Annotated in this window: 11 protein-coding genes; 4 read left to right on the top strand and 7 right to left on the bottom strand. The window is 70.9% G+C overall.

What is annotated here, in order from left to right; all coding sequences use genetic code 11:
• Positions 1-65: 65 nt before the first annotated feature.
• Both ASC60_RS34340 and ASC60_RS34335 read left to right on the top strand, forming a co-directional pair.
• Entirely contained in the window at positions 66-1,406 is a 1,341-nt protein-coding gene (locus tag ASC60_RS34340; protein WP_055557625.1) for a UDP-glucose/GDP-mannose dehydrogenase family protein, read from the top strand.
• Positions 1,407-1,534: 128 nt separating this feature from the next.
• The gene (locus ASC60_RS34335) at positions 1,535-1,903 is read left to right on the top strand and encodes a VOC family protein (protein ID WP_055557624.1); all 369 of its coding nucleotides are present in this window, start codon (positions 1,535-1,537) and stop codon (positions 1,901-1,903) included.
• Between the two features lie 64 nt (positions 1,904-1,967).
• Here ASC60_RS34335 and ASC60_RS34330 read toward each other — a convergent pair whose 3' ends face one another.
• The 4 genes from ASC60_RS34330 to ASC60_RS34315 form a co-directional block, all read right to left on the bottom strand.
• A complete protein-coding gene (locus ASC60_RS34330) occupies positions 1,968-3,395 on the bottom strand; it encodes an alkaline phosphatase family protein (protein WP_055557623.1) in 1,428 nt (475 codons plus the stop codon).
• Positions 3,396-3,555: 160 nt separating this feature from the next.
• Positions 3,556-4,755 (bottom strand): dipeptidase, encoded by a 1,200-nt coding sequence (locus tag ASC60_RS34325; protein WP_055557622.1) that lies wholly within the window; start codon positions 4,753-4,755, stop codon positions 3,556-3,558.
• Positions 4,756-5,305: 550 nt separating this feature from the next.
• Positions 5,306-5,836 carry a 5-(carboxyamino)imidazole ribonucleotide mutase gene (gene purE / locus ASC60_RS34320; RefSeq protein WP_055557621.1) on the bottom strand — a complete coding sequence of 177 codons (531 nt, stop codon included), beginning with the start codon at positions 5,834-5,836 and terminating at the stop codon, positions 5,306-5,308.
• Positions 5,833-6,972 carry a 5-(carboxyamino)imidazole ribonucleotide synthase gene (locus tag ASC60_RS34315; protein ID WP_079038809.1) on the bottom strand — a complete coding sequence of 380 codons (1,140 nt, stop codon included), beginning with the start codon at positions 6,970-6,972 and terminating at the stop codon, positions 5,833-5,835. Before ASC60_RS34315 ends, purE begins: the two co-directional genes overlap by 4 nt.
• Before the next feature lie 165 nt (positions 6,973-7,137).
• Here ASC60_RS34315 and ASC60_RS34310 point away from each other — a divergent pair, with 165 nt between their 5' ends.
• The gene (locus tag ASC60_RS34310) at positions 7,138-7,674 is read left to right on the top strand and encodes a GtrA family protein (RefSeq protein WP_055557619.1); all 537 of its coding nucleotides are present in this window, start codon (positions 7,138-7,140) and stop codon (positions 7,672-7,674) included.
• A 13-nt stretch (positions 7,675-7,687) separates the two neighbouring features.
• Here the strand turns inward: ASC60_RS34310 and ASC60_RS34305 are convergent, their stop codons facing one another.
• Positions 7,688-8,938, bottom strand: a complete 1,251-nt coding sequence (locus ASC60_RS34305; RefSeq protein WP_055557618.1) for an ATP-binding protein — start codon at positions 8,936-8,938, stop codon at positions 7,688-7,690.
• Between the two features lie 22 nt (positions 8,939-8,960).
• Positions 8,961-9,641: a response regulator transcription factor gene (locus ASC60_RS34300; protein ID WP_055557617.1), complete on the bottom strand. Its 681-nt coding sequence runs from the start codon at positions 9,639-9,641 to the stop codon at positions 8,961-8,963.
• 356 nt (positions 9,642-9,997) lie between these two features.
• Between ASC60_RS34300 and ASC60_RS34295 the strand changes: the two genes are divergently transcribed.
• Positions 9,998-11,527 (top strand): peptide MFS transporter, encoded by a 1,530-nt coding sequence (locus ASC60_RS34295; RefSeq protein WP_055557616.1) that lies wholly within the window; start codon positions 9,998-10,000, stop codon positions 11,525-11,527.
• Between the two features lie 78 nt (positions 11,528-11,605).
• On the opposite strand, the gene ASC60_RS42420 is transcribed toward ASC60_RS34295, so the two are convergent.
• Positions 11,606-12,919, bottom strand: a complete 1,314-nt coding sequence (locus ASC60_RS42420) for a hypothetical protein (protein ID WP_055557615.1) — start codon at positions 12,917-12,919, stop codon at positions 11,606-11,608.
• Between the last annotated feature and the right edge of the window lie 6 nt (positions 12,920-12,925).

Below are 12,925 nucleotides of genomic sequence, written 5' to 3'. Positions count from 1 at the left end.
GCCCTGCCCTGGGTGCCGACTATGCTCAGGCAGCGCATCTGAGACCGACGCTTCTGGAGCACCACATGGCCCTCAAGATCACCGTGATCGGCACCGGCTACCTGGGCGCGACCCACGCCGCGGCCATGGCCGAGCTGGGCTTCGAGGTGCTGGGCCTGGACATCGTGCCCGAGAAGATCGCGATGCTCTCCGAGGGCCGGGTGCCGATGTACGAACCAGGTCTGGAAGATCTGCTGAAGCGGCATGTGGCGGGCGTCCCCGGCGCGACCGGGCGGCTGCGCTTCACCAGCTCCTACGAGGAGGCCGGGCAGTTCGGCGACGTCCACTTCATCTGCGTGAACACCCCGCAGAAGCACGGCGAGTACGCGTGTGACATGCGCCACGTGGACAACGCGGTGGAATCGCTCGCCCCGCATCTGCGCCGCCCGGCGCTGGTCGTCGGCAAGTCCACCGTCCCGGTCGGCAGCGCGGACCGGCTCGCGGCGCGGCTCGCCGAGCTGGCCCCGGCCGGTGCGGATGCCGAGCTGGCGTGGAACCCGGAGTTCCTGCGCGAGGGCTTCGCCGTCGAGGACACCCTGCACCCGGACCGGATCGTGATCGGGGTCACCAGCGACAAGTCGGAGAAGGTGCTGCGGGAGGTGTACGCGACGCCGGTCGCGGAGGGGTCGCCGTTCGTGGTGACCGACTTCCCGACCGCCGAGCTGGTGAAGACCTCGGCGAACTCCTTCCTGGCCACGAAGATCTCGTTCATCAACGCCATGGCCGAGGTCTGCGAGGCGGCGGGCGGCGACGTGGTCAAGCTCGCCGAGGCCATCGGCTACGACGAGCGGATCGGGAAGAAGTTCCTGCGGGCCGGGATCGGCTTCGGCGGCGGCTGCCTGCCCAAGGACATCCGCGCCTTCATGGCCCGCGCCGGTGAACTCGGCGCGGACCAGGCCCTGACCTTCCTCCGCGAGGTCGACTCGATCAACATGCGGCGCCGCGGCCACATGGTCGAGCTGGCCCGCGACGCGGTCGGCGGCAGCTTCCTCGGCAAGCGGGTGGCGGTGCTGGGCGCCACGTTCAAGCCGGACTCCGACGACGTCCGGGACTCCCCCGCGCTCAATGTGGCCGGGCAGATACAGCTCCAGGGCGCCCAGGTGACCGTCTTCGACCCCAAGGGCATGGAGAACGCCCGCGCCCTCTTCCCGACCCTCGCCTACGCCCCCACCGCCCTGGAGGCGGCCCGGGGCGCCCATGCGGTGCTGCACCTCACCGAATGGCGCGAGTTCCGCGAGCTGGACCCGGTGGGCCTGGGCGAGATGGTCGCCGAGCGCCGCATCCTGGACGGCCGCAACGCGCTGGACCCCGACTACTGGCGCGACGCCGGGTGGACGTACCGCGCGCTGGGCCGCCCGATGGCGTAGCCCGGCGCCCTCCGGCTGCCCTCTCCGCTCCCTTCTCAGGCCCCCTCTTCGGCTCTCCCCCCCCTCTTCGGCTGCCTGTTTGGCGGGCCCCGGCCCGGTCAACCCGGTCCGGGACCCAAGGAGGAGCCATGGCCATCGCCAAGCTGACCGTCACCGTCGTCGACTGCCCCGACCCCACCGCGCTCGCCCGCTTCTACCAGCAGGTGCTGGGCGGCGAGCTCAAGGGAGAGGGGAAGGACTGGGTCGACCTGTACCTGCCCGACGGGGACAGGCTGGCGTTCCAGGAGGCGCCGGGCCACGTCGCGCCCAGCTGGCCGTCGCCGGACGGGGCGCAGCAGCTGCACCTCGATCTGCGGGTGACCGACATGGCGGAGGCGCAGGAGCGGGTGCTGGCGCTGGGCGCGCGGCCGCTGGACCTCGACGACGACGGCGGCAAGCGGGACTTCCGCGTCTTCGCCGACCCGGCGGGGCACCCCTTCTGCCTGCTCCACCCCTGAGACCTTCCGCTCCCACCGTCAGGGCGGCCGGTGGGAGCGGAAGAGGGGGCGGCGGAGAGGGGGTTCAGCGGCGCGGGCGGCGGCCCTTCTCCTGCTGCGGGGGCTTCTGGCCGGCTCCCGGAAGGGTGGGCTCGGGGAGGTTCGCGACCTCCTCCTTGGCCTTCTCCAACTGCTTCGCCGTGTCGTCGGGCAGCTTCGGCGGCCTCGGCGCGGCGTGGCCGAAGCCGAAGGCCGAGGTGAGGTCGCCGAACGTACGGCGGCGCCATTCGCTGATGTTGGGCTCCTCGACCCCCGTCAGCCGCTCCAGGAACTGGAGCACCGAGGTGTGGTCGAACGCCTCGCCCGCGGCCCAGCCGCCCACCGTCCACGGCGAGACGATGAGGCAGGGCACGCGGAAGCCGCCGCCGATGGGCAGGCCGCCCACGAACTCGTCCACGGTCCCGGCCTTCGGGATGGGCGGCGGTACATGGTCGAACAGCCCGTCGTTCTCGTCGTAGTTGAGGATGAAGACGGTCTTGCGCCACACCTCGGGGTTGGACGCGATGGCCTCGATCTTGGAGGCCACGTAGTCGGCGCCGGCCGCCGGAAGGTAGTCCGGGTGCTCGGAGACCTCGGCGGTCGGGATGATCCAGGAGACGGCCGGCAGCCGGTCGTTGCGGGCGTCCTCCTCGAACGTCCCGGCGGGGCTGTGCACCATGCCGCGGTCGTACAGCGGGTCGCCCGGCCGCGCGTCCTGGAACCGCTGGAACTCCTCCAGCATGTTGCAGCCGTAGTTGTCCTCCTCCTGGTAGACCTTCCAGCTCACGCCCGCCTTCTGCAGGCGCTCGGCGTAGGTCGTCCAGCGGTACGGCTTGGGTGCCTTGTTCTCCAGGACCGGGCCGCCCTTCACCCCGGCCGGGTCGATGGTGCCCGTCATCCAGTACAGCCGGTTGGGCCAGGTGGGGCCGAAGACCGAGCAGAAGTAGTTGTCGCAGATGGTGAACGCCTCGGCCAGGGCGAACTGGAACGGGATGTCCTCACGGGTGTGGTAGCCCATGACGTACGGCCCGTTCTCCCCGTCGGCCTTGCGGTGGGCCGGAAGCCACTTGTCCATCCGGCCGTTGTTCCACGCCTCGTGCTGCACCGACCAGGCGTGGCTGGTGGACGGGATCGCCTGGGCGCTCGTGGAGTGGGTGTCCAGGTGGAACGGGAGCAGATAGCCGTCCGGGTTGACCGCGTCCGGCTGGTGGAACACCGACTTGCCGGTGGAGAGGGTCAGGGCGTCCGGGTCGGCGAAGCCGCGCACTCCCTTGAGGGTGCCGAAGTAGTGGTCGAACGAGCGGTTTTCCTGCATCAGCAGGACGACGTGCTCGATGTCGTCGAGCGAGCCGCCCTTCGGCGGCCCGGCGGCTATCGCCTGCTGCACGCTCGGCGGCAGGAGCGTCATGGCCGCGCCCGCGCCGAGCGAACCGGCGGCGGCGCCAAGGAGTCTACGGCGGGTGAAGTCGGGCATAACGCCTCTTTCCCGTGTTCACGCATGAGCGATCGTCAGACCGCTGACGACTCTCTCGCCATGCCGGCGACGGGGAAGAGACGCATTACGTGAACGATGCATCAACACATCGCAAAGCCACCAAGCCCTGGTAAAGGGGCCGTTGGGGTGGTGCCGGAGATCAGGCCTCCGGGGCGCCGTCCAGCTGGTCGATGGTCGCGATGGACGGCCCCCGGACCGCGCGCAGCCCGCGCGCCACGTCCTCGGCGCCGCGCAGCGCCCGGACGGCGTTGTGCCAGGTCAGTTTGGCGAGTTCGGCCTCGGACCAGTGGCGGTCCAGGAGTTCCGCGATGAGGTTCGGATAGCCCGCGACATCGTCCAGGCCGGACGGGGTGAAGGCGGCGCCGTCGAAGTCGCCGCCGATGCCGATGTGGTCGACACCCGCCACCTCGCGCATATGGTCGAGGTGGTCGGCGACGGTGGCCGCGGTTGCCATCGGGCGCGGATGGGCCTCCTCGAAGGCGCGCTGCACCTTCTTCGCGGCCTCCGTCAGCTCCAGCGGATGCAGCCCGTGCGCGCGCATGTTCTCGTCCGCCGCCTTCGTCCACTCGACCGCCTCCGGCAGCACGAACTTCGGCACGAAGGTGACCATCGCCACCCCGCCGCCCGCCGCCAGCGCCGCCAGGACGTCGTCCGGGACGTTGCGCGGATGGTCGCAGACGGCGCGGGCGGAGGAGTGCGAGAAGACCACCGGCGCCTCGCTCACCCGGAGCGCGTCGCGCATCGTGTCGGCCGACACGTGGGACAGGTCGACGAGCATGCCGAGCCGGTTCATCTCGCGGACGACCTCCTCGCCGAAGCGGGTCAGGCCGTGCGCCCTCGGCTCGTCCGTCGCCGAGTCCGCCCACGGGATGTTGTCGTTGTGGGTGAGCGTCATATAGCGCACCCCGAGGTCGTACAGGGCGCGGAGGGTGGCCAGTGAGCAGTTGATGCTGTGGCCGCCCTCGGCGCCCATGAGCGACGCGATCCGGCCCTCGGCGCGGGCCGCCTCCATGTCGTCCGCCGTGAGCGACAGCCGGAGGTCATCGGCGTAACGCTCGGTCAAACGGCGCACGACGTCGATCTGTTCGAGGGTCGCGCTGACGGCCGTGTCCCCGGAGAAGTCCGATCGTACGAACACCGACCAGAACTGGGCGCCGACGCCGCCCTCGCGGAGGCGGGGGATGTCGGTGTGGGTGCGGGCCCTCTGGTCGACGGCGATGTCGAGGCGGTCGAGGTCGTAACGGACCTGCTCGCGCAGGGCCCAGGGAAGGTCGTTGTGGCCGTCCACGACGGGGTGGGTGGCCAGCAGGTCACGGGCGTGCGCGAGGTGATCGGTCATCCGGGCATTTTCGTACGGGGGGTCGGCGAAGTCACGGCAGCGACGCGCCTGCGGCGGGCCCTCCCCCACCCCGCCCCTTCCCCAGCCGGGGGCAGGCCCCGTCCCCCGGCTGGGGGCTCCGCCCCCACACCCCCACCAGGGCTCCGCCCCCGGACCCCGCTCCTCAAACGCCGGAGGGGCCGGAACGCTCCAGCCTCAGGCCGGGGGCGGCAGCCCCGGGGGCCGGGGCCCGCCCCGGTGCGGGAAGGGGTGGGGAACAAGCCCCCGCGGGCCCAGCCCACAAGGCCGGCGGGGGCCCGCGGTGTGCCCGCGGCTAGGGAAGGAGCGGGACGGGAACACAATCCACCTCGCCCGGGCCCACGGTGAGGCCCGGGGCCCCCACCTTCAAGCCGAGCCAGGCACCCGGCAAGAGCGCGGCCCCGGAGGCCCGGAGGCTTGCCGCCGGTTCGGGAAGGGGCGGGGTGGGGAACAACAACCGGTCGCGGGCCCCAGCCCACAAGGCTGGTGGGTCGAGGCGGGGTGGGGCTGCGCCGCCGCTGGCGGGGTCCGCTCAGTGACCGAAGCCGAACGACGGCGCGCCGTCCACCTTGGCGCGGAGGCGCTTGCCCTTTTCCGTGGCCTGTTCGTTCAGCTCGTCCTGGAACTCCCGCATGCGGCCCTGCAGCTCCGCGTCGTGGGCGGCGAGGATGCGCGCGGCGAGGAGGCCCGCGTTGCGGGCGCCGCCGATGGAGACCGTGGCGACGGGGACGCCCGCGGGCATCTGGACGATGGAGAGGAGCGAGTCCATGCCGTCCAGGTACTTCAGCGGCACCGGCACGCCGATCACCGGCAGCGGGGTGACCGAGGCGAGCATGCCCGGGAGATGGGCCGCGCCGCCGGCGCCCGCGATGATGGCCTTCAGGCCCCGCTGCGCGGCGCTCTCGCCGTACGCGACCATCTCGCGCGGCATCCGGTGCGCGGAGACGACGTCCACCTCGTACGGGATCTCGAACTCGTCGAGGGCCTTGGCCGCTTCTTCCATGACCGGCCAGTCGGAGTCGGAGCCCATGACGATGCCGATCGCGGGCACAGGAGCGCTCATTCGGTGATGGTCCCTCGGAGGTAGTCGGCGGCGTGGCGGCCGCGCTCGCGGACGTCGGCCAGGTCGTCGCCGTAGGTGTTGACGTGGCCGACCTTGCGGCCGGGCTTCACGCCCTTGCCGTACATGTGGATCTTCAGCGCGGGGTCCCGGGCCATGCAGTGGAGGTACGCCGCGTACATGTCGGGGTAGTCGCCGCCGAGGACGTTGGTCATGACGGTCCAGGTCGCCCGGGTGCGCGGGTCGCCGAGCGGCAGGTCGAGCACCGCGCGCACATGGTTGGCGAACTGGGAGGTGACGGCGCCGTCCTGGGTCCAGTGGCCGGAGTTGTGGGGGCGCATCGCCAGCTCGTTGACGAGGATCCGGCCGTCGCGGGTCTCGAACAGCTCGACCGCGAGATGGCCGACCACACCCAGCTCCGCCGCGATCTTCAGCGCCAGCTCCTGCGCCTGCGCGGACAGGGCCTCGGAGAGATCGGGGGCGGGAGCGATGACGGTGTCGCAGACGCCGTTCACCTGTATGGACTCCACGACGGGGTAGGCGACGGCCTGGCCGTGCGGGGAGCGCACGACGTTGGCGGCCAGCTCGCGCGCGAAGTCGACCAGCTCCTCGGCGAGGACGGGGACCCCGGCCCGGAACGGGTCGGCGGCGTCGTCCGTACCGTGGACGACCCACACGCCCTTGCCGTCGTAGCCGCCGCGCACCGTCTTGAGGACGACCGGGAAGCCGTCGCCCTCCTCGGCGAACCGCGCGACGTCCTCCGGGTCCGTCACGATGCGGTGGCGCGGGCACGGCACTCCGGCCGCGCGCAGCCGCTCCCGCATCACGCCCTTGTCCTGCGCGTGCAGCAGGGCCTCGACGCCGGGGCGGATGACGACACCGTCCGCCTCCAGTGCCCGCAGATGCTCGGCCGGGACGTGTTCGTGGTCGAACGTGACCACATCACAGCCTTGTGCGAACGCACGAAGCGTTTCCAGGTCGCGATAGTCGCCGATGACGACATCGCTGACCACTTGGGCCGCCGAGTCCTGGGGAGTGTCACTGAGCAGCTTGAACCTGATGCCGAGGGGGATACCCGCCTCGTGGGTCATGCGGGCGAGCTGGCCGCCGCCGACCATGCCGACTACCGGAAATGTCACCTTGCAAGGGTAACTTCTCGCCACGACCGCCCCTGACCTGCGCTTGGATGATCCTCCACATATTCCTACCGGACTCTTGTCCACAGCCTCCGGGCGAGCGTCCCCGGCCCTGGTTAGCATGGGGAGATGTTGTCGAAGCGGACGAAACGGGGCTGAGCGATCACCATGAGTGAACGACGCATGCTCGGCGGGCTGAGCACCCAGGTGGGGCGGCTCGCCCGGGAGATCGCGAAGTTCGGTGTGGTCGGCGGCGCCGGCGTCTTCGTCAACCTCGCCGTCTTCAACCTGGTCCGCAGCGTCACCGAGCTGCCCGTGGTCCGGGCCAGCATCGTGGCGACGGTGGCCGCGACCTGCTTCAACTACGTGGGCTACCGGTATTTCACCTACCGCGACCGGGACAAGCAGCGGCGCACCAAGGAACTCAGCCTGTTCCTGCTGTTCAGCGCGATCGGCCTGATCATCGAAAACGGTGTGCTCTACACCGCGACGTACGGCTTCGGCTGGGACAGCTCGCTCGCGAGCAACGTGTTCAAGTTCCTCGGCATCGGCATCGCCACCCTCTTCCGCTTCTGGTCCTACCGGACCTGGGTGTTCCGGACGCTGCCCGCGCGGGAGGCGGTGGAGCGCGCGGAGGCGTTCCTGTCGGATGCGCAGCCCGCCCGGGGCGCCCGCCGCACCGCCGAGCAGCCGATCCGCAAGTAAGCCGCCCACGGCCCTAGGAGGGCCGGACGTCCTCCGCCACGCGGCTCAGGAAGAGCGCGAACACCGGCGGGTACGGCTGCAGCAGCTCCAGCCGGCCGCCGTCCGCCTCCGCCAGGTCGCGGGCGACGGCGAGGCCGAGGCCGGTGGAGTTCCGTCCGCTGACCGTCCGTTCGAAGACCCGCGCGCCGAGGTCGGGCGGTACGCCCGGGCCCTCGTCGGTGACCTCGACCACCGCCTGGTTGCCGGTGACGCGGGTGCGCAGCGCGACCGTACCGTCGCCGTGCATCAGCGAGTTCTCGATGAGCGTCGCGAGCACCTGGGCGACCGCGCCCGGGGTGCCGACCGCCCGCAGCCCCTTCTTGCCGGAGCGCACGATCGCGCGCCCCTCGCTGCGGGAGGCCGGGCGCCACTCCTCGATCTGCTGCTTGACGACCTCGTCCAGGTCGAAGGCGACCGCGGAGCCGCTGCGCGGGTCGCGCGAGTTCGTCAGCAGCCGCTGGACGACGTCGGTCAGCCGCTCGACCTGGCCCAGCGCGATCGACGCCTCCTCCTTGACGATGTCCGGGTCGTCGGTGAGCGTGATCTCCTCCAGCCGCATGGACAGCGCGGTCAGCGGCGTCCGCAGCTGGTGCGAGGCGTCCGCCGCCAGCCGCCGCTCGGCGGTGAGCATCCGGGCGATGCGCTCGGCACTCGCGTCCAGGACGTCGGCGACCCGGTCCAGTTCGGGCACCCCGTAGCGGCGGTGGCGCGGCCGCGGATCACCGGAGCCCAGCCGCTCGGCCGTCTCGGCGAGGTCGGTGAGCGGCGCGGAGAGCCGGTGCGCCTGCCGTACGGCGAGGAAGACGGCGGCGAGGACCGCGAGCAGCGCCACCGCCAGGATGATCAGCATGGTGCGGCCGATCTCGCGGCTCACCGTCGTACGGGACGCCTCGACCCGTACCGTCTCGCCCTGCTCGCCGCGCTCCTCGGAGGAGATGACGCTGCCCTCGGGGCGCTTGCCGATCTCGACGTCCGGGTGGTGCGGGATCGTGATCAGGGCGTAGCGCCCGGGCTCGATCTGTTCGCGCAGCACCTTGTGGGTGACGCCCTCGCCACCGAGCAGCCTGCTGTCGACGATGCTGACCAGCCGCACCGTGTCCGAGCTGACGCTCTCCTGGGCGCTGTTCTCGATGGTCCGGGTCTCGACGATGACCAGGGAGACACCGAAGACGGCGATGACGACGAGCACCACGGCGAGCGTGGAGTTGATCAAACGACGGCGCATGGTCCCACCGTGTCAGCCACCGTCAGCTTTTCTCGAACCTGAAGCCGACACCCCGGACGGTGGCGATGTAGCGGGGGTTGGCGGCGTCGTCCCCGAGCTTCTTGCGCAGCCAGGAGATGTGCATGTCGAGCGTCTTGGTGGAGGACCACCAAGTGGTGTCCCACACCTCGCGCATCAGCTGGTCGCGGGTGACGACCCGGCCCGCGTCCCGCACCAGGACCCGCAGCAGGTCGAATTCCTTCGCGGTCAGCTGCAGCTCCTCCTCGCCCATCCACGCGCGGTGCGACTCGACGTCGATGCGCACGCCGTGGGTGGCGGGCGCCTGGGCCTGGGTCTCGACGGCGCCGCGGCGCAGCAGGGCCCGGACGCGGGCGAGCAGTTCGGCGAGGCGGAAGGGCTTGGTGACGTAGTCATCGGCACCGGCGTCGAGGCCGACCACGGTGTCCACCTCGTCGGCGCGGGCGGTGAGCACCAGCACCGGGAAGCCGTGGCCCTCGGTGCGCAGCCGGCGGCAGACCTCCAGCCCGTCCATCCCGGGCAGCCCGAGGTCGAGGACGAGCAGATCGACGCCTCCTTGCAGACCGGCGTCGAGCGCGGTGGGTCCGTCCTCCCGCACCTCCACCTCGTACCCCTCACGGCGCAGGGCGCGGGCCAGGGGCTCCGAGATCGATGCGTCATCCTCGGCGAGCAAAACTCGGGTCATGAGGTGATGGTAGTCCGCTTGAGTTCACCCACGGGGCGCGCAGGTGGCGACGCTGGGAGCACGACCGGTCGCACACCGATTCCGTGAGCTATGTCTCACCCGGGATCGTCAAGTGCGTGTCGTAGGGTGAAACAACGTCTGTAGCACTCCTCCGGGGCCTTTGGTGGTTCGACGCGCCGAAGGTCTCTGTCATGTCCGGTCCGGGCATCGGGAGTCAGCGGAACGGACGGAGCCGGCGACGACCTGACCGAGCCTCGAACAGGGGTGGGACGCCCGGCGCTCAGCCACCCCCACGGGCGTTTCTACGCGTGTCGACGCGCGGCAGTGCACCCTCAAGTTTTGTAAGGAACCCCCACATGGCGTCCAGCATGTCGAAGGGCGCGACCGCGCAGGAGACCCCTGCCAGCGGCGGCAAGACCTTCTTCGGCCACCCGCGCGGCCTCGCCACGCTCTTCATGATCGAAATGTGGGAGCGCTTCAGCTTCTACGGCATGAGAGCGCTCCTCGTCGTCTATCTGATCTCCGGCGGCCCGGACGCCAAGGACGGCGGTCAGGGCGGCGGCCTCGGGATGACCGAGGGCAACGCGGTGGCCATCTACTCGGTCTACCTGGCCATGGTCTATCTGCTGGCCATGCCGGGCGGCTGGTTCGGCGACCGGGTCTGGGGGCCGCGCAAGACCGTCGTGGTGGCCTCCGGGATCGTGATGGCCGGGCACCTGGCGCTCGCCGTCCCCGGTGAGCCGACCTTCTTCCTCGGCCTCCTGCTGGTGGCGCTCGGCTCCGGGCTGATCAAGGCGAACATCTCCACGATGGTCGGCCAGCTCTACGACGGGCCGCAGGACCCGCGCCGCGACGGCGGCTTCACCATCTTCTACATCGGCATCAACCTCGGCGCTTTCGCCGCCCCGCTGGTGATCGGCACCGTCGGCCAGTCGTACAACTGGCACCTGGGCTTCGCGCTCGCGGCGCTCGGCATGGCGCTGGGCCTGGTCCAGTTCCTGGTCGGCACCCGCCACTTGAGCCCCGCGAGCAACACCGTGCCGACGCCGCTGGCGGCCGAGGAGCGCCGGTCCTGGCTGCGCAAGGGCCTGATCTGGCTGGCCGTCGCCGCCGTCTTCTACACCGGCGTGGTGTTCAGCGGCAGCTGGACGATCAACTGGGCGCTGGTCCCGATCACCCTGCTCGGCCTCATCATCCCGATCGGGGTGCTGGTGCGGATCAAGCGCGACCGGGAGCTGTCGGCGGTCGAGCAGACCAAGGTCAGCGGCTACATCTGGTTCTTCGCGGCCGCCGCCGTGTTCTGGATGATCTTCGATCAGGGCGGTTCGACGATGTCCGCCTTCGCCGAGGTCAAGACCGCGGACACGATCTTCGGGCTGCAGTTCCCGTCCTCGTGGTTCCAGTCCGTCAACCCGCTGCTGATCATGGCGCTGGCCCCGGTCTTCGCCTGGCTGTGGCTGTGGCTCGCCCGGCGTGACCGGGAGCCGAACACCACGCTGAAGTTCGCCTTCGGCCTGGTCATGATCGGCGCCTCGTTCTTCGTCTTCGTGCTGCCGATGCAGATGGCCTCGGACGGGACGAAGGTCAGCCCCCTGTGGCTGGTGTCGATCTACCTGCTCCAGACCACCGGCGAGCTGTGCCTCTCTCCGGTCGGCCTCTCGGTGACCACCAAGATGGCGCCCGCGAAGTACGCCAGCCAGCTGATGGGCGTGTGGTTCCTCGCCGTCACCGCCGGCGACTGCGTCACCGGGCTGCTGTCCATCGCCGGGGTCGACCTGAGCGGTCCGGGCGTCATCGCGCTGGAGGCGACCGCGGCGGCGCTCGCGGGCCTCGCGGTCTTCACGTACCGCAAGAAGGTCGAGGCGCTCATGGCCGACGTGCACTGACGGAGGCGACGAGGGCCTGGCCGCTGAAACCAGCGGCCGGGCCCTTGAGCGTTGTCACGCCCAGCAGCCGTTGCTCGTTCAGCGGGTGCCGCGCAGCTTGCGCCACGGGGTGAGGGTGAAGATCGCGCCGCCGAGCAGGATCGTCGTACCGGCGATCAGGCCGAGCGCCGTGAGGCCGCCGTGGTCGTTCGACCCGGTCTCGGCGAGGCCGCCGCTGGTGCCGCTGCCCGAGGTGCCGGTGCCGCCGGAGGTGGTGGTGCCTCCCGTGGTGCCGCCGGGCTGGGCCGTGGTGTCCAGCTCCAGCGAGGCGCCGGGGTCCTTGGCGGGGGTACAGGTGGTGGTCGTACCGAGCGCCTTGACGGTCAGCACGCCCGGGGTGAGCGTCGACTTGCCGCTCGCACCCGGCTTGTAGGTGCCGGTCAGGTCCGGGATCTCGATCGGGGCACCGGACTTGATGGGGTCCTTGTTGGCCGGACCCTGCACCGCGACGGTGCCCTTGTCCGCGCCGCCGACCTTGACCGCCATGGAGGGCTTGACCGAGTTCGCGGGGATGTCGGCCGGGCTGTCCATCACGGACTTGCCGAACTTCACGGTCAGGGCGAAGCCGCCGCCGCTCTTCTTGGCGTCGATACGGACCGGGGAGGTCGCGGTCTTGTCGCCGATGGGCGTCTTGCAGGCGTACTCGACCTGCACCTCCTTGCCGGTGTACGAGTCGCCCCCGCCGCCGCCACCGGCGGTGGTGCCGCTGGTGGTGCCGGACGTGGTTCCGGACGTCGTACCGGAGGTGGTGCCGGACGTGGTCCCGGACGTCGTACCGGAAGTGGTTCCGGACGTCGTACCGGAGGTGGTGCCGCCCGACGTGCTGCCCTCCGTCACCTTGATGGTGGCGGCCGCCTTCACGGTCTCCTTCGCCGTGCACTTGGTGTCGGTCGACAGCGGCTTGCTGACGTTGATGTTGTACGCGCCGGGCGTCAGCGTGACCTCACCGGCCTTCGTCAGCTTCAGCTTGGCCTTCATGTCCGGCAGCTTCATCGGGCTGTCCTTGGGGATCGGCGGATTCTCCCGCGGCCCCTGCATGGCCAGTTCGCCGGTCTGCGCGCCGCCCACCGTGAGCGTGCCGGTGGGCTGCACGGTGTTCTCCTCGATGTCGAGGATGGGCGGGTTCTTGGAGGCGGCCTGGACCGTCTTCCACACCACCTCGACCTCGTCGCCGACCTTGGCCGTCGCCGGGGCCTGGACGTCCACGGTCGTGGTGCCCTCCACCGGGGGCAGCCCGGAGATGGGCGGCGGCAGGCATTCGGTCTCGTACGAGACCTCGGCGCCGTATGCGGTGCTCGCGCCGAGCAGCACGCCCGCACCGCCGAGCAGCAGTGCGACGGCGGCCGCACTCACTCTTCG

The organism is Streptomyces sp. NBRC 110028, from assembly GCF_001417735.1.
Lineage (GTDB): Bacteria > Actinomycetota > Actinomycetes > Streptomycetales > Streptomycetaceae > Streptomyces.
Note: the sequence above shows the minus strand (reverse complement) of the source record. Positions and strands in the feature narration are given on the sequence as shown.